Source organism: Microbulbifer discodermiae, from assembly GCF_040742695.1.
Lineage (GTDB): Bacteria > Pseudomonadota > Gammaproteobacteria > Pseudomonadales > Cellvibrionaceae > Microbulbifer.
Genome location: NZ_JBFLAB010000018.1, coordinates 1 through 24,964 on the forward strand (window position 1 = coordinate 1; position 24,964 = coordinate 24,964).

Consider the following 24,964-nt stretch of genomic DNA (forward strand, 5'->3'; position numbering starts at 1 on the left):
GAGGAACAGTTCGCGCCGTGTTTTGCGTTTCTTGATAGTGTATTCGGCTTCGGCGAAGGTCAGTTGGCTCATGATTGAATCTGTGTATGTTGGAAATGGGGTAAATTATGCCAGACTGGAGCAGTTTTTCAGAGGTTCCTTAGGTGCTCCTAAGGGATATGTAATGGAAAAAAGATATCAAGTATTTGTAAGTTCTACATATGCTGATTTAAAAGAAGAGAGGCAGCATGTAATTCAAGCCTTAATGGAAATGGACTGTATTCCGGCTGGCATGGAGCTATTCCCTGCCGCAGATGAAGAGCAATGGGAGTTCATCAAAAAGGTGATTGATGATTGTGACTATTATCTATTGATCATTGGTGGCAGGTATGGATCAACAACCCCTGATGGAATAAGTTACACCGAAAAAGAATTTGATTATGCTGTTGAAAATGGGCTAAAGGTTGTAGCTCTAATACATGGTGAACCTGACGACATACCTTTTGGAAAGTCGGAACAAGACTCCGATCTTAGAGAAAAGCTTTTCCAGTTCAAAGATAAAGTAATTGATGGGCGGCTTGTAAAATTCTGGAAGTCAGCTCAGGAGCTTCCCGGATTGGTTGCGTTAAGCCTAACTAAAACTATAAAGATGTATCCAGCGACTGGTTGGATTCGGGCGAATCACGCTGCGAGTGAAGAATTGCTATTGGAAATTAATAGTGTAAGAAAGAAAAATTCTGAACTAGAGGAGAGAATAAAAAATCAAAAAGCAGCGCCGATTGAACCTATAAGTAATCTCGCGGATATCGACTCAATATTTCCTGTTAACTGGTCAATTCGCAGCGGAAGCCCTGCTGTAACAAGAAATCATGTGACCGAGATATCTTGGCGTGAAATGTTTAAGGTTATTTCACCGTATTTAGAAGAATACATCAATGAAGAGACCGTGAAATCTAAGATGGCCGCAGCACTTAAAGATCGATCCGGCCGAAATGGGTATTCAACATCAATTAATGATCAAGACTTCAAAACTATCGGATTACAGTTTCGCGCTTACGGATTGATGAGGACGAATTACCTTAAAACAACCAAAGGAAATATGGCGACATTTTGGAAGCTAACCGATAGAGGCGAAAAGCTAATGTTGGAACTTCGGGTCGTGAGAGAGCGCACCTAACAAAAAGGTGCATGTGACAGCCGCCGCGTTGCGGCGTCTGCACATGACCTTGGCGTTACTACATGCTTGCTTTCAGCTGCTTAAGGATTGTGTAGAAAAGGAGCATCTTTTCATTTTAAACTTCTATTTCATTCTACATTTCTCGACCATAAAAAATTGACATAACTTTCACTGTGACCGCTATTAACTTCATCACTATTTTACAATCAATCCAGCATTTTTTTGGAGGAATCTAACCCCTTTCACTCCCCAATCACCACCCTCAGATTCACCGTACGCTGGATGCACTCCATACGCCATACCCCTTTGTTCACTTCCTCATTCTCGGTGCCCTCAGCCACAGCACTGGCCTGCAGGGTTTCCACTTTACCGGGGGTTTGCCAGGGGGTACCGACGGTATTGTTTAGCACCTGGTTATCCGTAGTGACAAAGGCGCCGATCATTTTATAGGCAAATTGATCGGGGCTGCCGTCCTGATCCAGATCAATGGGATTACGCACCTGTGAGATTCGCACAATATCGCCGGTATAGATGCCGCTGGTCAACTCATAAAAGTGTTCATCTTCTCCCGCATTGCTGATACCACTTGCTTGAATATATTCGACCATATGGGCTCCCTCAGGGCTTGTGCGGTTGGTTGTGGGTAATCACCCGGTGCTGTGGATCAATACCAGCCGCATAGCTGATACCCCCCACACTGATTTTGTACACGGTGCGCAGGCCTGCGCATTGGACATGGGTGACAATTTCCCAGACGGGCGGATCGTCGTTATGCAGAACACCGAGCAGGACACCTTTGGCATTCTGGGCTTCGTAGACAATGCTCTCCCGGTCGATGATCGGAGTTTCCCGGCTGCAGATGGCCCGGGACCACTGCTCGTGGAGTGCATAACACAGGGCAAAGCCGAAGCGCTTTCGAATTAAGTGCATAAAATTGCTAATGGCGTAAATGCCATCCAGATAAAGATATTAAAACCAGTGCTGAATCCATTACTGGATGAAATTTAAATATCTATGTGGAGAATTTTATCAAACAGAAAAATACACGACATAGAATATTATGGAGAAAGATAAATTGACTAGAAATAGAGGTTACTCCATTAGCCTGCTAATATAGGGTTTTGTCTCAGTTTATTTTCCTGTAGTCTGCCAGGGTGGCACAAGAGTCTTATCAGAGTTTCTTTTTTGGTCACTTCGTTAACTCCTTTAATTAAATAAATAGAAATTTCTGCCTAATTGAACTTTCAGAGGAGGGTTTGTAATGAGAACTCATCAAGTTGTCTTATTTACCTTACTAATGCTGTCAATTACTGTATCGCCTACTGCATCCTCACAAATCGTACCTGTGCCGATTTGTGGCCCGGAGGTAAGAGAAGAGGTTGCCCTAGAACTGGAAAATATAGCTAATCTCCCCGTAGATGACAAATTGGACGCAGAGCTTGCTCTGTACCAAACCTATGCATATTGCGCAAATGAAACTATAGATACTTCTGATTTTGTGACGGCTGCAAACCAATGTGGTGCTTCGGTGTCACAACTCGGAAGCCTATTCTATGAAGAAATGAGTTGCTGTGGTTATGATCCGCAACGTCGCCAGTTTGGTTGCCCTGTAAAAGTTAAACAAAGATTCGGATTTGGTGGGGCACCTTTACCCGGTAGCCGTGAATATGTATTGCATTGTGTTAGAAATACAAATGGAAGCTTAGTACCAGTCGGTGACGATAGTGTGCACCTCGCGAATGAAATTTATGGCACAAACCCTAGCTGGCAGTTTGCAGTCATTGCAAATGCCAATGATAACTTAAATACGGTCTACCCAATGAATGGTCAGACACGTAATGCTCGATCTATCCTGTCCTGGGGTTTCAGGCCAACTTCGTGCAATTTCCTGCCTATTTGGGGTAATGCACTGAACTACAAAATCCGCCTGGATCAGTAACCAATACAGGGGGGCTAATTCTCAATTAACTGAGACATTGCATTATAGGGCACCAGTAAAAGAAACCCGGTGCCCTATAATTGCAATGCCGTATAATTCGAACCTCTAAGATTAGGTAACCAATAGAAGATACAAAAGCTCCAGTATTGGCCAACCCCGAAAGCTATCCTCACAGCGGATAACCATGCATGGTGGTCATTGGTCTCCAGGTATTCCGGGTCAGCGGAAGGTAACGCAAAGCCCTGCACAACCACTTGGTATTGCAGTGTATTTTCCACTCTTCAAAGGAAATGCCCGCTCATTAAAGTAGAGCACAGCTGGCAGGAAGTGATTGCGAAGAGTAGGGAAATAAAAAAGCCGCGGCAATAACACCACGGCACACCCTACAAATTAGTTGTTTAGTATTTCTAGAAGCCCTTATAGAAACTTAAACCTATAACACGTGGGTCCAGAGTAAATACATTGGCGCTGAGACCGGTATCGTCACTGTTGGTAAAGAAGTCGGTGATAGGTGCATCATCGAATACATTCTTGACATAGAGCTGCATTTCAAAATCCCATACCGGTTGGGCAACAGTAGCGGATAGATTTAAATTTCGCCAGGACTTCAACCGGTCGTACTCAGAATTGTACACCCGCGCAAAACTCTGCGACTGGAAATAGTAGTCTCCACGCAACTTCAGCTCCCAATCGCGCCACGGAATTGTATGATCCAGGCCCAGATTGGCGGTGAACTCCGGTGCATTGGGCAGCTCGTTGCCGCCCAGATCAGCGGCAAAGCCGCGCCCGCCGTTGGGGGCATCGAAAAGCGGAACATAGGGTTCCACACCGTACCGCTTATCAAGACGTATACGCGGCTCGCTCCCGTCTGGTAATGGTCCGTAGGTGCCATAGTGGTTCGCACCACCGCAAAGCTGGCCCACAAAGAGTCCAATCACATCCTGGGCAACAAGCTGCTCAACTAAATGGCGTGGCGCTATACAATTGGAGGGTACCTGCAAGGTGGGGCGTACCACCATCCAGTCTGGATTGCCTTGGGTGCGATTCATGACATCAATGGATTCCTCACCATCGCCGATACGGGTTCTTAAATAGCCCAGATTAAAATCCGTACGGGTGTTGGGGGTGATTTGCCAAGCACTTTCCAGCTCCAGGCCCCAGGTTTCGGTATCGAAATTCTCGTTAAAGGAAATACGATCCACAATCTGCGAAACCTGGTAGTCCTTGTAATCGTAGTAGAAGGCGGTGGCATTTAGGTTCAGACTGCCATCCAGCAGGGTATTTTTGGCCCCAAACTCGAAGGCGTTAACAAATTCCGGCTCGAATTTCCCGGCCAGTGGCTGGTATTGCACTATCGCGGTATCAACATCCACCCGAGGCGGGTTGGTGCCGCCGCCCTTATAGCCACGTGAGAAAGAGGCGTAAAACAGAGTTTCGTCGGTGAAAGGGGTCTCGGTGCGCCAGTCAAGCACCAAGCGTCCAGTGTACTCCTGCCACGCCTGTTTAATATCTTCCCCACGGGGGTAGCCGCGCCGCGCTTTGCCACCGGAAACCCCACCATTATAAACTATTCCGTCACGTAAACTCGTACCCAGTAACAGCTGACTGGGGATGGGAGTAGCGGTCTTGCGGTCCTCGGTGTAACGCAGGCCGGCGGTCAGCTTGACCGCGTCCGTCATCTGCCAGTAGGTTTCACCAAACAGGGCACTGGAGCGGGTCTCCACCAGATTGCGGCTGAGAAAGTAGTTATGCCCCTCGTCGTTTAATTGCCCCAGGGGGTTGGGGTCCACATAGATACATTCCCCCGGCGTGGTTTCATCGCAGGAACCGTGAGTGTTGCGCCCTTCCTCATCCTTAATTGAGCTGCCATAAATGGCAATAGCGATATGGGTAAAGAGATTATTAAAAACGTAGTAGTCGTCCTGGGATTCAAAATCCAGATAATTGGCTCCCAGGGAGAAATTAAATGGACCGTCGAAGGCGGACTGCAACCGCAACTCGTGGCTCCGCTGGCTATTGTCCGACCGGCTGATATCCACCGACAACATGCGGTCCGAAGGGCCCAGTTGAGGGTCAGTAAAGACACCCCCTGGGGTTATTCCGGGCAACTCGTAGGGTACGAGTTGCCCTCTTACAAAGCGGACCAGGCCCTCATGGGCGGAGTCGTTAAAGACTGGGGCTGATAGATACCGGTTATAGTCCTGGGAGCTGTAGTAGTCGTCCTTGGCATAGGTGGACTGGGCAAAGAGCCGCAGTGACTCTCCCAGGTCCAGCTCCAGATTCAGCTGCACCACATCGTTTTCGGCGCGAAACACCGGATCGTAGCTCGTCTCAATCTCGCGCAGATCGCGGGACTGCTGAACGTTCCTATAGGGATCAATCTGTTTGACGAACGGAAGTACGCCAAAAGAAGGATTGTCGGGCGTCGGCAGCAAAGTCCCCAAAAAGCCACCTAAACCATAGGTTGTAACGCGAAGAAAGGCCAAAGCTTCGGCATTAGGGGCGCCAAAAGCATCGTCGTCGTACAGGGAGCCGGGCAAACAACCTTGGCTAAACTGTGGTCTTAGTCTATCCGACACCTTGGCTTCGCCAACCATATCCGGACCTGTATCGCGGGTGCAGAGCTGTTTACCGGTACGGGAGCGCTGGTCATCTTCTTCAAAATGCTGCCAGATCAAATTAGCGCTAAAGGCTTCAGAAGGCTGCCATTCCAGAATTGTGCGGGTGGAGTAGAGATCCCTATCGTTAACATCATTGTCGGTAAAGGCATTATAGTCATAGCCATCCCGTTTGGTCATAGCGCCGGAGACCCGCAGTGCCAGGGTCTCCCCCATGGGTAGATTGAACATGCCACTACTGCGGCGGGTATTGTAGTTGCCCGCCTCCAGCTTGATTTCCGCTTCCAAGTCGTCTGAGGGCATCTGCGGCAGCATATTGACCACGCCGGCGGTGGCGTTGCGGCCGTAAAGAGTGCCCTGGGGGCCGCGCAGTACCTCGATTCGTTGCACGTCGAAAAGTTCCTGCTCGTAGAGGCGATTGCGGATCAGGGGCGAGTTGTTAAAGCTCACCGCCACCGCCGGGTCGGAGCTGGCGGAGACGGCCTTGGTGCCCACGCCGCGGATGGAGAGGTTGTAGGTGCTGAAATTATTCTTAGAGAAGTTCACATTAGGTACCGCGCGCACCAGTTCGTCGCCGCGCTCGATTTTCAAATCCTCCATGCTGTCGCCGGTAAAGGCTGATACGGCGATGGGCACATCCTGGATGCCCTCCTCGATCTTCTGCGCTGTGACAGTGATCTCCTCGATAGCCTCGCGGTTAGGCCCCTCTGGTTCGCTCTGGGCCAGGACGGACGCTGAAGCCATAACCAGGCAGACCGCGGTCGCGCTGCACCACATTGGGGCGGCCTGATTGAATGGCCGGGCTGAATGAATCGCTTGTGCGATCCTATTTTTTTCCGGTGCGCAAAAATCTGATGTCATGAAATTCACCCCTCCTCGGGCGTCATCAATACCGATACTGAGCCGCCTGTCTCCCTCGACTTTTGCCCTTAAACCCGTTCCGGACAGCAAAGCCCGGGCAGCATCTTCGATCGAGTAGGAACCAATCAAACAGTTTGTGGTTTTTTCCCGGACGATATCGAAAGGAAAAATTAGCGTTAAATCAGCCTGCTCTGCGAAGGCAATCAGCGACAGGTCCGCTCTTTGTTCAAGAATAACGAAAGGTATAGTTTCATGTGTTTGTGCTGCCCTTACAGGCAATACCGAATACAACATTACCAGGATATATAAGCCAATACAGAAAAACCTGGCCAAATTATTATTCTCTTTCACGAGTTTTAAACTCGCGTTTTTAGTAGACGACCTAGAAATTATTTTCCACCATGCCGTTAATGTACAAACAAAACATAAGCTTCATATCGGACAGTATTAGAACATCAGATTCAGGCTATTCGGCGCTTAGCAAGACCTTGCTATCCCCAACCCGTTGATAGGAAATATTGAAATTCTCTCTGAGGGTCAACAACAAACCTTTCACATCGCCGGCTTTGAACAAGCCGGCAATTCGCACTTTTTTCAGCTTTTCATCGAGAATAACAAATTCAACCTGTGTATAGCGGCTGATTTCGGCCACTGCACTTTCCAGGGGTTCTCCGCGAAAAACCAGATTTCCATCCCGCCATGATAGTTTGACCTGTATTTCCTTTGGATTTACTTTTTCGATGGTTTCTTCTTCTCCCCCAAGCACCAGTTGCTCACCTTCTGAAACGATCACAGAAGTATTCGGTGAAATTTCTGGAAGCAACTCGATGGTATTGTCCTCTGGCGTCTCGTGTACAGCGACCAAAACCTTTCCATCAGTGACGACCAGTTCGATCTTTTGATCGCTGTTAATTTCAATATTGAAAGCCGTTCCCACGGCCTGAACCACTTTATCTCCAACAATCACACTGAGGGGGCGAGACTTATCGTGGGCTACCTGGACGTGAATCTCCCCCCGTTCAAGGACCAGCAGTCGGTGCTGATCGGTGTAGCTTACCTTTACCTGACTGTTCGTATTGAGCACCAATTGGCTACCGTCTGGTAAATTTACCGAGGAATGCTCTCCGATTGCCGTTTCGTATATTCGGTCGACGACCGCGGCCAAAACCTGTTGCTGTTCGATGAACCGCTCAGCAACCATGGTGGCCGCCCAGGCGCAAAAGAAAGCAAGTACCACCAGTGCGGATGCCGCCACGGCCCTATAGGGCCGCGAAGCCCCCGCCGTGGGCTTATGGGTATTGGGGAAGAGTTCCGATAACCGTGACAGGGCGTCCATTTTGTCCCAGATTTCAGCCATCTTAAAAAGTACCTGGCGATTTTTTCCACTGCCCGCCAGCCACTCTTTCAGAGTTTGAACTTCTTGTACATTCAAACCTCTGTCCAGCCTCGCAATCCACTGGCTGGCCTGTTCGTAGCATTCCTGCTGCGTTTCCAGTTTGTAGACAACTTTACTCATGTGCGCTTCCCTTGCCCGATACGGAGGGCGAAGTGGAGGCCCGGGGCCACTGTCTACTGCGGCCATTGTTGTTTGACTCAGGACTACTTCGCTGCATCATAAAATAGGTACACCGCTTGATGCCGGTGGCAATGTGTTTTTCTACAGTGCTTTCGCTCAAATTCAATTCTTTTGCTATTTCCCGCTGGGAGTAGCCATAGACTTTCTTGAGCACAAAGACCCTGCGGCAACGCAGGGGCAATTGACGAACGGCCTCGCAAAAATGTGAGAACTCCTCATCTGACGCAACCCGCTCGTAGGTTTCGTCAGAAAAATAGTCAGTTTGGCTATAGGCTGTTTCCGGGTCTTCATCAGCGCTTACAGTCATCCTTGTTTCCGACCGCTTCAGGTAGTCCAGCGCCAGGTTTCGGGCCGTCCTTAGCAAAAAAGAGCGCGGATACAATATCTCGCCTTCCCGCTTAACCTGACAAACCCTGACATAGGTCTCCTGAACGATATCCTCTATCTCTTTAGGTGGTACAATACGCGATACCGCCCGCACCAGGGTCGCCCGCAGTGCGATATATAAACCGCTTATAGTATCTTTTTCTGACATCTCTCCCTTACACCGTGACTATTCAGCGGTTTGCCAAATTGCTCAAATCTTGCTCTGCGAACTCTGTGTTTGGGGCCCATCCACACCATTTTTTGGTTAAAAGTCAGCTGAGTCGTTTGTTTTTGATCACTGCGGCCGGGTGCTTATTTAGTTTTGCCCAGCCCTGTTAGTGATCAATACCCCTCTATAGTAAGTCCAGACGAATGGAGAGAGGTTTTCCGCTATAGAGAAGCGATTTTTATATTTTTTGGGGAGCCCTGTCCCAATGGAACTGTCCACCCTTGTAATTGGTTAACGGTAGGTCATGAGTGAATCTCAAGCGCCACAAACCGCAGAAAATTGTCACAAAATTGCGATAAGTTGAGTTGCTATATGGCCAGGAGATTACTGTCTCGCACCATGAAACCAGGGCTGTGCACTATGTGGAAAAGGAGTAGGACAAGTATCCTGAGTAGCCAACCGGGATAAGGAGTGATAAAAACCACCAGGGTCAGTGCACTCAGCTGGACCACAAATGCTGTGAAGGCAGGGCTGATAGGTGGATGGTTAAAATATTATGATATTTTCAACCACCCACTTGGAACAAAAAAATATTTCGGTTTAAATCGCTATTTGGCTGATCCAAGGCTCATTCAATTGGCTCCAAACAGGGTTCAGAGCGGCAGCCACCGTTGCTGTCCTGCAATATTACAGAACAAGTCATGTAGTCCCTATTTCCAAAGCCATCAGTTACAGTTAACCGAGCTGTATATGTGGAGTAGCTTTTCTGGAAAAGCGCATAGAATATAGATGAAAAAGGACCCTTACCAGTAAAACTTGAGCCATTTGATAACACCCAATTGTAAGACGTCGAATCTGTACCACTTCGACTAAAAGAATCGTTATCCTGAAAAGTCACATTAACGACGGTCCCCTCAATAAAAGAAGGCGTTATTACGCATTTCGCCTTTGGAGGCATAGTTTGCTTTCGTAAAGCAGAAAAATTTTGATGAATGTCAACTAGGCTATTGTGCGCGGTTTCGGATAATAAGTGCAATTGGATAGGGAGAGGGGCCAGCTGGTAGACTCCGCGCTTCTCCCGACCAAGAGACGAGGCACTGATGAGTTACCACCAGCTGACCGAAGAAGAAAGATACCAGATTAACGTATTATTGAAAGCAGAATATAGCCAGAAAGAGATCGCTGCTTTGTTGGGGCGCTCACCTTCAACGATTAGTAGAGAATTGAAGCGCAACTGCGGTTTACGAGGTTACAGACCCGCACAGGCGCAGCGTTTCAGTAATAATCGCAGAACGACGGCCCATAAAGCGATCAAAGTGACCGATGGAGTGAGAGACTGGATAGAGAAGCTGCTTCGCCAGGAGCTGAGCCCTCAACAAGTAGCGGACTACCTATTGAGGCACAAGCAGGTGTCGTTGCACCATGAGACGATTTATCAAATTGTTTACGCCGATAAGGCTGAGGGTAGGACCTTTACAAACACTTGCGAGTGCTCTCCAGGCCCTACCGAAAACGCTATGGCCATTATGACCGGCGTGGACAGATCAAAAACCGAGTAGATATCGATGATCGTCCAAGGGTAGTTGATAGTCGTTGCCGAATCGGTGACTGGGAGGGCGATACCGTCATGGGTAAGGGGCGCAAAAGCGCTTTATTGACCATGGTAGAGCGCAAAACGCTGTATACGGTGATCCTCCGGTTAACTGGCAAACGGGCAGACTTACTTGCAGAGGCAGCTGTTGTGGGCATGAAGGCCCTGAAATCGAAGGTCAAAACCATTACCTTTGATAACGATTTGGAGTTTTCGGAGTACGAAAAAATTGGCGATGGGCTTGGCGCTGATGTCTACTTCGCTCATCCGTATGCTTCCTGGGAGCGTGGGATCAACGAAAATACCAACGGTCTAATCCGACAGTATTTTCCTAAAGGCACCGACTTCAATGAAGTCACTGATGAAGAGGTGCAAGCGGAGATGAATCGACTCAACGACCGTCCGAGAAAGACGAGGGGTTGTCGATCGCCAAACGAACTATTGATGGGGCAGCGAGCAGATTTACTCGCTGCGTAACGAAATTGCAGTTATTACTTGAAACCGCGTTTTATCAATTTGAAAAGGTGCTTACATTAAAATTAGTGTGAAATTTAAAAAATAAGAAGAGCGTCATGGTTTTCAAATTACAAGAAAGTAATCATTGACGACTTCTGATACAAGAGAATATAAATTACCGGCCAGCAGGAGGAAAGTCTAAGAAATAGATGAGGAGCACATATGTAGTTATTTTTAGTCTAACGAATTTCTTATAGATTTAGAGAGTTTTACACCAATCAAAAAAATCAAAGGTTAGATGTTATGAGACTGCCGAATAAATTATTGTTTTTGATGCTGTTCATCAGCGTTTCTTCAAGCTCTTTCGCAAATGTATCATCCTTCGAAACGCAAAATAGATTATTGGTTGAAATCGAAACAGCTAAAATTATAACACCAACAGCAAATGCACGTTTTTTAAACTTTCGACCAGCAGGAATCTCACCGCCGCTTTTCAACGCCCTACGATTTAATGCCTCCGATGGAAATTTTTACTACATGTTTTCCATAGAACTAAATGGCGCGATTTTATATATAAATAGTGGAGGTATAAATCAAAGCTTAAGGCTGTCTCCTTCAGGGGTTGATCCATCAACTATTAACGATTTGGATACATTACGCGAAGATCCAAGAACGTTTGAATTTCTACGATCAGGATATAATAACGTATTACTTAATACGAGCGTAAATGGTTATATTTCTAATAGTTCTGATCGAGCAGTTTTAGTGCCTTCTCCTGCTTTGGCAGCAAGGATCACACTGGATTAATTGCTCATCTGGCAATTCCGCAGAAAACGGTAGTATTCCGCTCTTTTGTCAGCAATCCCACCATCTCTCAGGATAAGATTGCACTTGGGGTTCAGGCTTTCAAGAAGCGGTATTGCCAATAGGCAAAATGGGCTGGTAGAAGACCTCAGCGGGCTTCCTGTCAACCCAGATTTTTCAAGCTGGATACTCTAAGAGCAGCAATGCCTCACAATCCGCCAGGGACTGGCAGCGCGAATCCCTTTACATGAAAGGGACGAGCAGAGGCATTCAGGCGGCACATGCCGCAAAGCTCCGACGAATCCTGGCGTTACTGGATGATGCCGCAGGCCCGGTAGACTTGAACATACCCTCATTCAGGGTGCACCCACTGAAAGGTGATCTGAATGGGTACTGGTCAATATGAGTGGACGGCAACTGGAGAGTGACCTTTCGATTTATTGGCGTGGATGTCGAGCTGGTCAATTATGTTGATTACCATTAGAGGAGCTACCGCCATGATGGCAAACCCTCCGCATCCTGGTGAACTGCTGCGGGAGGATGTGATTAACCCCCTTGGCCCTAGTGGGCTATGCGGAAAATAAGGTTACGTGATTTGATTTCACGTATACTTGCCCCATGGATACTCCTGACGTTTTTACAATTACCGCTCATGATGCAGCGACCCTGGAAAGCTGGATTCGCAGCACCTCGCTTCAGCAGGGTCAAATTACTCGAGCGAAGATTATTCTGGCGCTGTCGGAGGGCATGCCAGTGATGGACGTGGCTGCGGCCCAGCGCGTGTCTCGCAAGACAGTTCACAAGTGGAAGAAGCGCTTTATCGAATCGGGCCCGGAGGGTTTGCTTGACCAGGCAAGGCCAGGGCGACCGTCGGTAATTGACGCCGAGATTGTGAACCGTGTTCTCACATTGACGACGAGCCGCATTCCTCATGAGTCCACTCACTGGAGTGTCTCGTTGATGGCGAAGTACGCCGGTGTTACCACATGGCAGGTTAGGCAAATCTGGAACGCTGCAGATTTGAAACCACACCGACTCAGAACCTTCAAGATCAGCAATGACCCGCAGTTTGCCGAGAAAGTGGTGGATATCGTTGGTTTGTATATGGACCCGCCGGACAATGCCTTGGTACTGTGTGTCGATGAGAAAACCCAGATCCAGGCACTCGATCGCACTCAACCAGGGCTTCCACTTGCCCCGGGGCGCATTGGAAGTCGCACCCACGATTACAAGCGCAATGGAACGGCGGCGCTCTTTGCGGCCTTCAATATTCTGACTGGCGAAGTGATTGGTCGCGTCGAGAAAAGATCGCGTTCCAAGGAATTTCTTGCCTTTCTGAAACAGGTCGAGCGGCAGACACCGAAAGACAAGGAGTTGCACATTGTACTGGATAACCTCAGCGCTCACAAAACCAAAGAAGTCACAGAGTGGGTAGCCAACCAGCCGAGAATTCATTTCCATTTCACGCCCACAAGTGCCTCCTGGTTGAACGCCGTCGAAGGATGGTTTGCGCAGCTCGAACGGCGGGCTCTTTACCGAGGCATATTTACCGACGTGGCGGACTTGAAGGCCGAGCTGCAGCGATTTATTCGTGTTCATAACCGCGATCTTGCCAAACCATTTAAATGGACAAAGAGCGCCGACACGATACTGGCTTCAGTGCGGCGAGCCAAAAATGTGTCACCTAATTAACCGCATGGCCCGCTAGAGGAGTGAGGCCTGGTCATGCACAACACTTTTAGTCCAGCTTGAGAGCCGGCAGTGGCTGCTGAATGGCCAGTCAGGTCACTTGCGTCTAATCTTGAGCCTAGGTGGCATCTATTTCTGCCATACGGTTTCCATCCCTGATCGCTGTTCCTGTGAGGTTTGCCATGAGGAAGACGGCAATAGAAGCACTGCGCACCAAAGAGCATGCTCTGCTGAATACTCCGACCGATTTAGGCGAAAGTGCTCGCATTGATATTAGCGCTGCTGTCAATTTACTGCTGGCAGATACTTTCGCCCTGTTTGTCAAAACCAAGAATTTCCATTGGCATGTAAGCGGTCCGCACTTCCGCGATTACCACCTGCTGTTTGATGAACAGGCGGATGAAATTTTTGGTATGACCGACATATTAGCCGAGCGGGTGCGCAAGCTGGGTGGCTCTACGCTTCGCTCTATTGGCCATATCGCCAAACTACAGCGCTCTTCTGATAACGACGCTGAGTATGTGGATCCACAGGATATGCTGGCAGAATTGCGCGAGGACAATCAGGCAATGATCGCTCGCATGCGCGAGGTGCACAAACTCTGCAGCGATCAACACGATGTGGCAACCACCAGCCTCCTGGAGGAATTTATCGACCAGGCCGAAAGACGTACCTGGTTTTTGTTCGAGGCAAGCCGCAGCCCTGGCTCGGTCCGGCACTAGGCCTGACGTTACCCCCTGAGTGTCACAAGCATATCCATACGACGGAATTATGGTCAATTCAGAGGAATTAGCGCTGTCAAGTGGAAAGATACCGGATTAGATAAGGGTAGCCCAAATCCTTAGACGGTATTATGCTGCAAAGTAGGCAGTATATTGACCATTGCCTGGCGTCAGGTGACATAGGTACAGCCAGTTCCCCGCGCCTCCCCAGGTCTATCAAGACACCTGACCTGCCCCCCAGTTTCAGCCTGCTGGCGCAGTGTCTGTACTAACCTTTTGCGCCTCTTCGGTAAGTTGAATCAGATTGGTTTCGATCGGCCCATGCTGTTTGAGCATCCTGGCCATCCAAACGGTACTACTCGCAAGAAAGCGAGCTGTGCGATTTGTATAGAGATGTCCCTGCCCCTGCTCGATATAACTTGGCCCCGGCCCGGCATCACCGACCCAATAGCAATCGGCATTTGGCGGAACAGTACATCCGTAGTGGGTGAAATTGTAGAGTGTGGTGGCGCAACAATCGTGAGCGCCATCCTCATTCCCGGTAACGATAACACCCACCACCTTGCCATACAGTGGATACTGGCCAGTTTTGGGATCAAGATCCCGGTAGGAGCCATCCAAGCGCTCACACATTAACTGGCAAGGCGATGCCCTGACGCCCATCCATATGGGCATCGACGGCACCAGTATGTCGGCTTGCTTGATCTTGTCATAAATCCTGGGCCATTCATCTCCGTTCCCCATGTCGGATTCAACGCCATATTCAATTCTGTAGTCGACCAAGCGGAGCGTCTCACACTCAACGCCCATTGGCGTCATGAGATCTGCGACTTTGTTGATTAGCGCCTCTGTATTTGAAATTTCCGGAGATTTTTTGAGGGTACAGTTGATAAATAGCGCCTTGAGTTTCACAGACTCCTCCCTGGATTGAATGAAAGTCACTTGCTATGGGCTCTCGTTTGATAAGGATGATTCGATATATTGAAGTGTTTTGTCAATGGAACTTCTTTGAATCACCCAGGCCAGTCAGCTACCTGACAGCTAATGCCACCAATTTTCACAATGAAGGCCGCAGAAACTAATTGCCCGCAACAGGGCTGGTCAATCTTTGAGCAGCACATTGACGTAGACAAATATGGATTTAAATATTTATTTACCCAAAGCAATGCAATATTTCGACCAGGGTATAAAATAGATGAATCAGTTCCATTAGCGTTAAAAATATCGTTGACTTGTGAGCGCTTTTTAAGGCGGGAATATCCACTATTTATGTTTAAAGGAAGTGCCAACCCGGCAGAGTTTATTTTTATCAGGGAGAGACACCATGGGCAGCTACCCGAGGACTTTTTCACATATAGGAATCTCCGTTCCCGATGTGGATAGAGCTGTTGACTTCTACAGCCAAGTAATGGGTTGGTATTTGATCATGAAGCCCACCGTTATCGACGAGGAAAATAAGACAGCAATAGGAAAGATGTGCATTGATGTATTCGGTACTGGCTGGAAGTCCTTCAGAATTGCCCATATGTCAACCGGTGATAAAATCGGCATCGAAATGTTTGAATTTTTGAATAACGAGAAGCCGGAAGCATTTGAGTATTGGAAGACGAGCACCTTTCATTTTTGTATCCAGGACCCGGATATAGAAACACTGGTGGAATCTATAGTGGCTCATGGAGGTAAACAGCGGATGCCGATCCGGGAATACTATCCCGGGGAAAAACCCTATAGAATGTGCTATGTAGAGGATCCTTTTGGCTTGATCTTTGAAGTGTATTCGCATAGCTATGAACTCACCTATTCTCAGGGCGCCTATTAGAGTAATCGATTCTCAATTTGCCACCCGTAGTTCATCTAGTTGTTTTTATCGTCCGAACGGTATACGACATGATGATTGAAGACGCACATTACTGAATATTTCGTTCAGCCGGCCTGAATCTATATTACAGTCATGACAGTCCGCTATAATTACTGTATTTAGGAGTCAGTCCTCAAGTCTGAAGGAATATAATCTGCAAGGTGGCAACAGCGCAATTTTTTATCCTATCGGATCACGAATTTTTATCGCGAATCTTCTTAAAAAATCTATTGCACGGTAATACAAAATCACGCAAAACGAAATTAGCGCTGCAGTTCAACAAGCAGCTATACGATAAATACTTCCTTTCACGGTATCGAATCAGAGTCAGTTTCCCAAGTTGATTGATATTACTGGTTCTTCAGATATTTTAAAAACACGTATTTTTCTGAGGAAGCTAAGACATGCAATAGCTACCGTTCCCAGGATTAAATGAAGCATTGAAAAATTGACCCACCAGATTGGATAAATATTTTAAGCTCAAAGCGATTGGCGCTTTTTTATAATACCAATTATCGAATTGTAGGAATTAATTCTATTTATTTCATCAGGCCCAAGCTGTACAATTGCCCAATCATGAGATTAGCTATCTTGTTAAATGACCTTTTATTTACTGAAAATGAGATTGATTTGCATGTTTAGGTTTGTTGGCAGTTATTTTGACAGTAAATTTTCACCTGTTACCAAATACCTACATTTTTCTTTAGTAGTTTTGGTAATTTTACAGATAGTGATCAGTAATTTTATGGAAATCAACGCCGATGGGACCATTGGTCAGAATGTAGTTGAGTATTTTTCCACCTGGCTTCATATAGGTGTCGGCCTGCTGGTTCTGGGGTTATCTTTTATTTTTGTCACCGTAGAACTGAATAGACGAGGTTTTCTTTATTTTTTTCCCTACTTTAGTGGTAATTTCCACCAGCTGAAATCGGATATAAACAGGTTAAAGAAAGCAGAGTTACCTGAATCCGCTCCGGGAGGTTTAGCTGCAATAGTTCAAGGTCTTGGTTTCGGCGCAATCCTATGTGTTGCCACCTCTGGTTGCATTTGGTTTATTCTTTGGCTTACTGATGTGTCTTTTTCTGATACATTCAGAGAAATTCACGAGATGTTAACCGGGTTAATTGAGGCTTATATTGTTGGCCATGGACTACTCGGGGTAATTCATATAACCTCAAACTATCTGAAGAGAGATGCTATTGACACCCCATCCTAGTAAATGGAAAGCAGTAAATACTAAAAACCTTGAAATTTCAAAAAAAATCTTCAATTTTTATATTTACTGTTTTTATCTGCCAATATAAACTAAAAATATCAAATGCTAACTGTGAACAAAAAGGTTAACTGTTACTCTTGATTTGATTAACTTTAATCAATTAAAACTTTCCAACTAATTAATACAGTCAACTATAATAGTATTCGCTGTATGGGTGAAAAACTGTGCAGAAGCGTTGATTTTCTAAGCGTAAAATTCAAACTTCCTACTGCTCTCTGTTTTTTATAGCAGGAGTCGATAGAGATCAGTTCTTGGACGTGTCTATTCTTTCTTTTTACCATTCAATTTAAAGGAGAAAACAGCTTCTTACTGGTTGCTATATATTCATATGCGATTCTGTATTAGTATATAGAAATTTTAATTAGGAAAAGTTCTGACAATCATATCACAAACCAAACTCGTATTGTTTCAGTCTTATTTTAGCTATGCTAGTGTTTGCCCTGCCAGCCAACCGGATGGCTAACACTAGCTTATTTCCCAACGCGGCCAAGCGTTTAAATAATAAAAATAAATCTGGATGGCCGAAAGAATAGCTTTGTTCCAGGTCGAACCTCCAAATTTGTTCAGCTTATTATTATTTAAATATTTTTGATGTCTTGTATCGCTGTTTTATCAGTTTTTACAGGCGTTATCCAATCTGAGTAGTTTTAAAAACAACGATTTGCGTAGGGAGTAACTTTTACACTGGAGAGAGTAATGAAAAAAATAATTTGTACACTGTTAGTAGTTTCTTTTGTAACCCCCGGAGCATTATTGGCGCAGGAACTATGGATAACCATCGGTAGCGACGGTTACCAGACTCTTAGGGAAAAGCCTGAATTTATAGCCCGGCAGGCGCTGGAGGCTCATGGAGAACGCAACGGCATTACAATACTCAAAGTGGACGAAAGCAACCTGTCCGGCATTTCCACAATCATGCACAAGAATCACAATCGCTGTGGTGGTTTTATGGTGCATCAATCCCTTGCGGAGGCCCAGGCAGCGCAGCTTTCTCCGCCACCCTCCGCGGCCAACCGGCTCGCGAGTTATACGATAGACAACTCTGCTACTGTAAGCGCATTGCAAAGCCAGATCACAGAGGCAAATATCCGCGCTACCATACAGTCGCTTGCAAACTTTACCAACCGTTTTTACACCACTTCGACCGGTGTTGCCGGCGCACAGTGGATCAGGGATAAGTGGCAGTTGTTGACCAATTCCCGCAGCGATGCCTCAGTGCAGCTCTATGGCCACAGCTGGGCGCAACCTTCGGTGATCCTCACCATTCAGGGGCAGGTGCAGCCGGACGAGATAGTCGTGCTGGGCGCACACCTGGATTCCACGGCTGGGTTTGGCACCGGGGAGGGAACCCGGGCCCCCGGAGCCGATGATGATGCCTCGGGAATCGCGACGCTGACCGATGTCATCAACGCCATAGTGGCAACAGGCTATCAGCCGGACAAAACCCTCAAATTTATGGGGTATGCGGCTGAAGAGGTGGGTCTGAGAGGATCTGCCGCTATCGCCAGTAACTACCGGAGTCAGGGCAGGAACGTGGTGGGGGTCTTGCAGCTGGATATGACCAACTACTTTGGCTCCAACAGCGATATTTACATGACGACCGACTATACCAATAGTGCCCAAAATACCTTTCTCAGAGATCTGGTGCAGACTTACCAAAGTCATTTAAGTGTCGGTAACGTTAACTGTGGTTACGCCTGCTCAGATCACGCGTCCTGGCACAATCAGGGTTTTGTCGTATCCTACCCGTTTGAAGCTGACAATAGTGGCTACAACCGCTACATCCATACCATCAACGACACCCTGGCCAATAGTGGGGGAAATGCCAACCATTCGGTCAAGTTCGGCAAGTTGGCGGCAGCTTACGTTGCGGAGCTGGCCAAGGGCAGTATCGGCGGCAGCCGGCATTCCAGTGCCTGGTAAACTGAGTCAGTTTTCAGCAGCTTGATCTACGGGGACTGCCGCTGTTGAAGGTGTGCAGTCCACCGCTTACCTCACAGCCCTGGATGGCGTTACCTCCCGGTGACGGCCCTCCCCAGGCACGTGATGGCCTCTGGATATTCCCATTGACCCGATGATGACTGTTGTCCCCGGCCATTCAATCAATGGCCAAGTAACTAGGGCCTGTTGACACTAACTGAGTTGGCCCTGTTGTGACAGAAAAGGTGCCAATCGAGGCAAGAGGAGAGAAGTTTGGTTGTTCCAAATGAGCGACGAGCAACGAAGAGTGGCGCCTTTTCCGGCACAACCCGGAGGGCTGCCGCTGGTTTCGCGCCCTGCGGCGTTAGAAATTGCTCATGTGGACCCACCACACAGCGCAATTCCTGCCTTGCAGGCCACAAAACCAGTGGCAGCAGGACTATCTCAGTTAGTGTCAACAGGCCCTAGCGATCCCGCTTTTTTGGACCCTACAAGCCTTCTCGGGGCCCGAAGTGTCCAAACCGCCTTATACCTATCACGAAAAATCAATCAATAGCCTGTTTCTATCTATTGGAATAAAAAAGACTATTTCAGCCCCCGACTTCCCCTCGCTACTATGCTGCAAATGCATTTAGCTGGAGGGGAAGATGCAAACCATTGTTACCTTGATCCATAGATTCTTTGCCACAGAGACCTATGTCTCAATCCGTTGTGAGGAGTGTAACTATTCCAACGACTACTATGGCGATCAGAGCTGCCGGCCTATAGCCAATCTATCGACAGTAACAGCGCAAAAATTGGCCACTGGGAATACCAGAGCCCGATAACCCCTGCGATCATTTGCCTGCACTATCCGGCTTTAAAACCTATAGATACGTCGCTCTCGGCCAAAGCATTAAATTCGCCAACAGGCTTTCCCAGGTATCTGCTACCGGGGGCCTCGAGCCCCCGGACCGACAGGTTCCGAGCCGACTGGCGTAGATGGATGTTGGGGGCGGCAATCCAGTCGCGGAAGGGTCATTTACTGGATTGCCGGGTTAGCAGTCCGGTGAATAATCTGTAACTGTCTGACCAAGGGTCATATTTCCGCCGTTTCCGGCCGCATATGCGGAAACAACAGCACATCGCGGATGGAGGGCGAATCAGTCAGCAACATCACCAGGCGGTCGATACCGATACCTTCACCGGCCGTCGGCGGCAAACCGTATTCCAGTGCGCGAATATAGTCGGCATCGTAGTGCATGGCTTCGTCATCACCGGCCTCCTTCTCCGCGACCTGGGCCTTGAAGCGTTCCGCCTGGTCCTCCGCATCGTTCAATTCGGAAAAGCCGTTGGCAATTTCCCGGCCACCGACAAAGAACTCAAAGCGGTCAGTGACGAATGGATTCTCGTCATTGCGCCTTGCCAGGGGCGAAACTTCGGTCGGATACTCGGTGATAAACGTGGGTTGATCGAGGCGGTGCTCCACAGTTTTTTCAAAAATTTCGATCTGTATTTTTCCCAGTCCCCAGCTGCTTTTCAGCGGAATTCCAAGCTTTTCCGCGACCGCGCTGGCACTCTCCAGGTTATCAATATCCCCCGGGTTTAAGCCGGGGTTGTACCGCAGGATGGAATCGAACACGGACAAGCGCGCAAACGGCTTGGCGAAGTCATAGCAACTTCCCTGGTATTCAACGGAGGCACTGCCCAGCACGTCCTCACAGATCCCGCGCAGCATTTCCTCCGTAAGGTCCATCAGGTCGTTGTAATCGGCGTAGGCCTGGTAAAACTCCAACATGGTGAATTCGGGATTATGGCGGGTGGAGAGGCCCTCGTTGCGGAAGTTCCGGTTGATCTCATAGACGCGCTCGAAACCGCCCACAACCAGGCGTTTCAGGTACAGCTCTGGTGCAATACGCAGGTACATATCGATATCCAGCGCATTGTGGTGGGTGATAAACGGACGTGCCGTAGCGCCACCCGGAATCACCTGCAGCATAGGCGTCTCCACCTCCATAAAATGGTGCTGATTCAAAAACTGGCGGATATAGTCAATGATCATTGAACGCAGGCGAAAAACTTCACGGGATTCCGGCGTGGCTATCAAGTCCACATAACGCTGGCGGTAACGCAATTCCTGATCGGCAATACCGTGAAACTTTTCCGGCAGGGGACGCAACGCCTTGGTCAGCAACTGATAATCTTCGCAAGTGACATAGAGGTCGCCTTTACCGGATTTGTGCAACTGGCCGCGCACGCCGACAATATCACCGATATCCCAGGCACCGTGACGCTCTTTGATCTCCTTTTGTGCCGCCTTGTCTGCGTACAGCTGGATGCGCCCGCTCACATCCTGGATCACCATAAAGGGGCCCCGTTTGGCGAGTATGCGCCCAGCGACACAGACCTCTTTGCCCAGTTGCTGCAACTCCTCCTTGGATTTTTCCCCAAATTCCGTTTGCAGTTCCGCCGCTAAATTTTCGCGACGAAAGGCATTTGGAAAGGGATTGCCTTTCTCCCGTAGGGCCGACAATTTGGTCCGGCGCTCGGCTATCAGTTTGTTTTCATCTTGCTGCGTATGGGTATCGGTCATAGCGCTTTTTCGCTTGCGAGTTTTCAGCCCTCTCTTTCATGCGAGGGCCGGTTGGGAATAGATTTGGATCAGAGACCGGCTTTGAGGCTGGCTTCAATAAACTGGTCCAGTCCGCCATCCAGCACCGCCTGGCAGTTACTGGTCTGCACCCCGGTGCGCAGATCCTTGATGCGCTGGTCATCCAGCACATAGGAGCGGATCTGGCTGCCCCAGCCGATGTCGGACTTGCTGTCTTCCATCGCCTGCTTTTCAGCATTGCGTTTCAGTATTTCCTGCTCGTAGAGTCTGGCGCGCAGCATTTTCCAGGCCTTGTCCCGGTTCTGGTGCTGGGAGCGTTCGCTCTGGCAGGCTACGACGATGCCGGTTTCTATATGGGTCAGGCGCACGGCGGAATCGGTTTTGTTCACATGCTGCCCGCCGGCACCGGAAGCGCGGTAGGTATCTTCCCGCACCTGGGATTTGTCCACCTCTATCTCGATGTTGTCGTCGATTTCCGGCGCCACGAATACGGAGCTAAATGAAGTGTGGCGGCGATTGCCGGAATCGAAGGGCGATTTGCGTACCAGGCGGTGCACACCGGTTTCAGTACGCAGCCAGCCGAAGGCATGGTCGCCGGAGAAATGGATGGTGGCACTTTTGATCCCCGCCACTTCCCCGGCAGAGACTTCTTCCAGGGTGGTCTTGAAACCGTGAGCTTCGCCCCAGCGCAGGTACATGCGCAGTAACATTTCCGCCCAGTCCTGGGCTTCGGTACCGCCTGAACCGGCCTGGATATCCAGATACGCGTTGTTGGCATCGTTGTCGCCGGAGAACATACGGCGGAATTCCAGTACACCCAGCTGCTCCTGCAGGTGCTGAAGTTCCTGCGCAACGTCGCTTACGGAATCCTCATCGTCCTCCTCGGCGGCCATTTCCAGCAGTTCGCGGCAATCCGCAATGCCGCTGTCCAGGGCTCCAATGGTATTGACAACGACTTCCAGTGAAGCGCGTTCGCGCCCAAGTTCCTGAGCGCGGGCGGGATCATCCCATATACTGGGCTCCGCCAGTTCCAGTTCGACTTCGGTCAGGCGTTCTTTCTTGCCAGCATAGTCAAAGATACCCCCTGAGAACGCCAGTGCGCTCTTCGAGGTCTTTCAACTGGTTCAGTAGAGGATTGATTTCCATGGATTCCGGGCTTCCGAGCTAACTAAAAGCGGCGCGCATTCTACCCCAGCGCGCCCGCTTCAATCCAGTTGACCCAACAGGGCGGGGGCCGGCCTGTGCAGCGCCCTCCCCAGCCTAGCTTTAGTAGCGCTCGCCCTTTGCGCCGGCGGGGGCACAGCTGCGCCGCTGATACTCTATCCGGGATACCGGGTCGAAACCGAGCTCCAGCGACGCGTCCAGGGAATCCCGGTGAATCAGGTGCAGCAGAATATCGCCGGTAGGCCCCCCACAGACAGAGGGATACAGTCTGTCGGTGCGACCACCGCAGCTGGACTCCTGCACCGCTATACCATTTTCGGTCAATTTGCCGGCACTCTCCTCCAGGGATATGCCGCCCCCTTCGCACTGGCGATTGCCCCGCGCCTGATAGACCCAGAGCATTTGCTCCGGCGAAACCGCCGGGGCCGCCGTCGCCTCGGACTTATCGATGCTTTCAGCCGCCTCCCCTATTGGCTCTTCAAGCGGCTCTTCACCGTCCGGTTGTTTACAGCCACTGATCAGGACCAGCACCACCAGCAGGTACCACCAGATACGTCTATCCATAAAAATTCCTCCCCGGGAATACACACTCTGCCGGCGTCCCCGCCTCAGCCAAGCGCCAGCCAGGCTCCGACGGTGAGCATCAGGCTACCCGCCACACGGTTGATCAAGCGTACATTGGCACTGCTTTGCAGCAGGCGGCCAAGTGTTTTGCCACCGCACGCATAGATCATCATGCAGACGGTTTCCAATAGCAAGATGATAGCAACCAATATTGTCAGTTGCGGCAACAGGGGCAGACGATCATTGATAAAGGGTGGCAAAAGGGCCACAAAGAAGGCCCAACCCTTGGGATTGGCAACGGCGGTGACAAAGCCCTGCAGAGCCAGAGCGGCCCGAGGGGGTGCTTCCCTGTCGCCCCCCTGCTCGGGTGCCACCATCACCATACGCCCGCGGGCGCGCCACATCTGAATGCCCAGCCAGGCGAGATAGGCACCCCCGGCATATTTGAATAATTGAAACCCCTGGGGATACTTGAGCATTAGCGCGGCGATGCCGAGAACCGCGGCCACCGCCACCAGCGCCACACCCGCCAGCTCCCCCAGCATCATCCACAAGGTGCGGCGTATACCCAGCGTCATGCCCATGGTCAGCGCCAGGGTCATGCACAGGCCCGGTGTGGCCGACACGAAGAAAAACGTGGGTACGAACAGCGCGAGTACCGACAGATCGATTGCGCTCATTTAGTGATGGGTCCCCGAATGGTTGCCGTAGTGGCTCACCAGCATACCAGCCAACATCAACGCACAGCCAAGCAGCTCGTGCACCGTCAGCAGTTCGTGCAGGAACAGCCAGCCAGCCGCCAGTGCAAACACAGCTTCGAGGCTCATGATGACGGTGGCGTGGGATGGGGCCGCATGGCGCTGTGCCAGCAGCTGGAAGGTAAATGCTATGGCGGTGGAGAAGACCGTCATGTAGGCGATGGGCCAGGCCGCGTCCAGTGCCGAACCCAGGTCGGGGGTTTCGGCAATCGCTGAAGCCACTGCCGACAGCAGTCCACAAACCAGAAATTGGATACAAGCCAGGCGCAGCGCATCATACCGGCGCACAAAGTGGTCTGCCGACAGCACCTGCACCGCGAATACAAATGCGCTGGCGAATACCATGAGATCGCCGATCAGCTGTGACTTCTCACTAAAATCGGCCAACTGGTATAGCCCCAGCAGAGCCAGGCCAATCCCCCCCCAGGTCCAGCGGCTGGTGCGGTGGCCCAGCGACAAACCTATCACCGGCACCAGCAGCAAATAGAAACCGGTGATAAAGCCTGCGCGGCCGGCGGTGGTGTAGAGCAGACCGGCCTGTTGCAGGGCCGCTCCCAAAAACAACCAAAAACCCAGCACTGCCCCACCCGGCAGGCAGGCGTACCAGCCGCGTTCAAGCCTTTGGCCACCGGTCGCCACAGCTGGCTGGTCGCGACGCGATGACAACCAGCTGACTATGGGTATCAACAGCAAACCGCCGAGGATAAAACGCCATGCATTGAATGCCAGAGGCTCCATATGCCCCATGGCGATTTTTTGCGGTACAAAGGCCAGCCCCCACAACAAGGCCGCCACGAGCAGCAATAACTCCGCCCGCAATTGGTTGCGATTCATCGATTGGGTTTCCGTTACGGCTGGAAGTTGATCGGGAAGACTCTGTTGCGACC

General features: G+C 49.6%; 20 protein-coding genes and 1 pseudogene. 10 read left to right on the top strand and 11 right to left on the bottom strand.

The window, feature by feature from the left end; translation table 11 throughout:
• Positions 1 to 1,156, top strand: a 1,156-nt coding sequence (locus AB1S50_RS08465; RefSeq protein WP_367150149.1) for a DUF4062 domain-containing protein, incomplete at its 5' end; no start/stop codon positions are given.
• Between the two features lie 242 nt (positions 1,157 to 1,398).
• Here the strand turns inward: AB1S50_RS08465 and AB1S50_RS08470 are convergent.
• Positions 1,399 to 1,764 (bottom strand): hypothetical protein, encoded by a 366-nt coding sequence (locus AB1S50_RS08470; protein ID WP_367150150.1) that lies wholly within the window; start codon positions 1,762 to 1,764, stop codon positions 1,399 to 1,401.
• A 10-nt stretch (positions 1,765 to 1,774) separates the two neighbouring features.
• Positions 1,775 to 2,086 (bottom strand): hypothetical protein, encoded by a 312-nt coding sequence (locus AB1S50_RS08475; RefSeq protein WP_367150151.1) that lies wholly within the window; start codon positions 2,084 to 2,086, stop codon positions 1,775 to 1,777.
• Between the two features lie 331 nt (positions 2,087 to 2,417).
• Here AB1S50_RS08475 and AB1S50_RS08480 point away from each other — a divergent pair, with 331 nt between their 5' ends.
• A complete protein-coding gene (locus AB1S50_RS08480; protein ID WP_367150152.1) occupies positions 2,418 to 3,095 on the top strand; it encodes a hypothetical protein in 678 nt (225 codons plus the stop codon).
• 407 nt (positions 3,096 to 3,502) lie between these two features.
• Here the strand turns inward: AB1S50_RS08480 and AB1S50_RS08485 are convergent, their stop codons facing one another.
• The 3 genes from AB1S50_RS08485 to AB1S50_RS08495 all read right to left on the bottom strand — a co-directional run bounded on the left by AB1S50_RS08485 (position 3,503) and on the right by AB1S50_RS08495 (position 8,685).
• Entirely contained in the window at positions 3,503 to 6,457 is a 2,955-nt protein-coding gene (locus AB1S50_RS08485; RefSeq protein WP_367150153.1) for a TonB-dependent receptor, read from the bottom strand.
• Between the two features lie 583 nt (positions 6,458 to 7,040).
• Positions 7,041 to 8,090, bottom strand: coding sequence for a FecR family protein (locus AB1S50_RS08490; protein WP_367150154.1), 1,050 nt, complete (start codon positions 8,088 to 8,090; stop codon positions 7,041 to 7,043).
• Complete coding sequence (locus AB1S50_RS08495; protein ID WP_367150155.1) at positions 8,083 to 8,685, bottom strand: RNA polymerase sigma factor; 603 nt, start codon at positions 8,683 to 8,685, stop codon at positions 8,083 to 8,085. The genes AB1S50_RS08490 and AB1S50_RS08495 overlap by 8 nt, the downstream gene beginning before the upstream one ends.
• A gap of 1,100 nt (positions 8,686 to 9,785) precedes the next feature.
• Between AB1S50_RS08495 and AB1S50_RS08500 the strand changes: the two are divergent.
• The 5 genes and pseudogenes from AB1S50_RS08500 to AB1S50_RS08520 all read left to right on the top strand — a co-directional run bounded on the left by AB1S50_RS08500 (position 9,786) and on the right by AB1S50_RS08520 (position 13,947).
• A pseudogene (locus tag AB1S50_RS08500) lies at positions 9,786 to 10,753 on the top strand (IS30 family transposase).
• A gap of 282 nt (positions 10,754 to 11,035) precedes the next feature.
• A complete protein-coding gene (locus AB1S50_RS08505; protein WP_367150156.1) occupies positions 11,036 to 11,539 on the top strand; it encodes a hypothetical protein in 504 nt (167 codons plus the stop codon).
• 244 nt (positions 11,540 to 11,783) lie between these two features.
• Complete coding sequence (locus AB1S50_RS08510; RefSeq protein WP_455363741.1) at positions 11,784 to 11,942, top strand: type II toxin-antitoxin system RelE/ParE family toxin; 159 nt, start codon at positions 11,784 to 11,786, stop codon at positions 11,940 to 11,942.
• Between the two features lie 212 nt (positions 11,943 to 12,154).
• Positions 12,155 to 13,228: an IS630 family transposase gene (locus AB1S50_RS08515; protein ID WP_367150157.1), complete on the top strand. Its 1,074-nt coding sequence runs from the start codon at positions 12,155 to 12,157 to the stop codon at positions 13,226 to 13,228.
• Between the two features lie 179 nt (positions 13,229 to 13,407).
• Positions 13,408 to 13,947, top strand: a complete 540-nt coding sequence (locus tag AB1S50_RS08520) for a Dps family protein (protein WP_367150158.1) — start codon at positions 13,408 to 13,410, stop codon at positions 13,945 to 13,947.
• Positions 13,948 to 14,190: 243 nt separating this feature from the next.
• On the opposite strand, the gene AB1S50_RS08525 is transcribed toward AB1S50_RS08520, so the two are convergent.
• Positions 14,191 to 14,859, bottom strand: coding sequence for a flavodoxin family protein (locus tag AB1S50_RS08525; protein ID WP_367150159.1), 669 nt, complete (start codon positions 14,857 to 14,859; stop codon positions 14,191 to 14,193).
• A gap of 412 nt (positions 14,860 to 15,271) precedes the next feature.
• Between AB1S50_RS08525 and AB1S50_RS08530 the strand changes: the two genes are divergently transcribed.
• The 3 genes from AB1S50_RS08530 to AB1S50_RS08540 all read left to right on the top strand — a co-directional run bounded on the left by AB1S50_RS08530 (position 15,272) and on the right by AB1S50_RS08540 (position 19,004).
• Complete coding sequence (locus AB1S50_RS08530) at positions 15,272 to 15,766, top strand: lactoylglutathione lyase family protein (RefSeq protein WP_367150161.1); 495 nt, start codon at positions 15,272 to 15,274, stop codon at positions 15,764 to 15,766.
• A 673-nt stretch (positions 15,767 to 16,439) separates the two neighbouring features.
• Complete coding sequence (locus AB1S50_RS08535) at positions 16,440 to 17,021, top strand: cytochrome b/b6 domain-containing protein (protein ID WP_367150163.1); 582 nt, start codon at positions 16,440 to 16,442, stop codon at positions 17,019 to 17,021.
• Between the two features lie 813 nt (positions 17,022 to 17,834).
• Positions 17,835 to 19,004, top strand: a complete 1,170-nt coding sequence (locus tag AB1S50_RS08540) for a M20/M25/M40 family metallo-hydrolase (protein WP_367150165.1) — start codon at positions 17,835 to 17,837, stop codon at positions 19,002 to 19,004.
• 1,075 nt (positions 19,005 to 20,079) lie between these two features.
• Here AB1S50_RS08540 and lysS read toward each other — a convergent pair.
• The 5 genes from lysS to AB1S50_RS08565 form a co-directional block, all read right to left on the bottom strand.
• Complete coding sequence (gene lysS / locus AB1S50_RS08545; protein WP_367150167.1) at positions 20,080 to 21,573, bottom strand: lysine--tRNA ligase; 1,494 nt, start codon at positions 21,571 to 21,573, stop codon at positions 20,080 to 20,082.
• A 68-nt stretch (positions 21,574 to 21,641) separates the two neighbouring features.
• Positions 21,642 to 22,737 (bottom strand): peptide chain release factor 2 gene (gene prfB / locus AB1S50_RS08550; RefSeq protein ID WP_367150168.1). Its coding sequence is split into 2 segments (ribosomal slippage): positions 21,642 to 22,664 and positions 22,666 to 22,737, totalling 1,095 coding nucleotides; the frame shifts between segments, so codons are not numbered across the junction.
• Positions 22,738 to 22,857: 120 nt separating this feature from the next.
• A complete protein-coding gene (locus AB1S50_RS08555) occupies positions 22,858 to 23,319 on the bottom strand; it encodes a hypothetical protein (protein ID WP_367150169.1) in 462 nt (153 codons plus the stop codon).
• 44 nt (positions 23,320 to 23,363) lie between these two features.
• A complete protein-coding gene (locus AB1S50_RS08560) occupies positions 23,364 to 23,999 on the bottom strand; it encodes a LysE family translocator (protein WP_367150171.1) in 636 nt (211 codons plus the stop codon).
• A complete protein-coding gene (locus AB1S50_RS08565) occupies positions 24,000 to 24,911 on the bottom strand; it encodes a DMT family transporter (protein ID WP_367150172.1) in 912 nt (303 codons plus the stop codon).
• Positions 24,912 to 24,964: the final 53 nt, after the last annotated feature.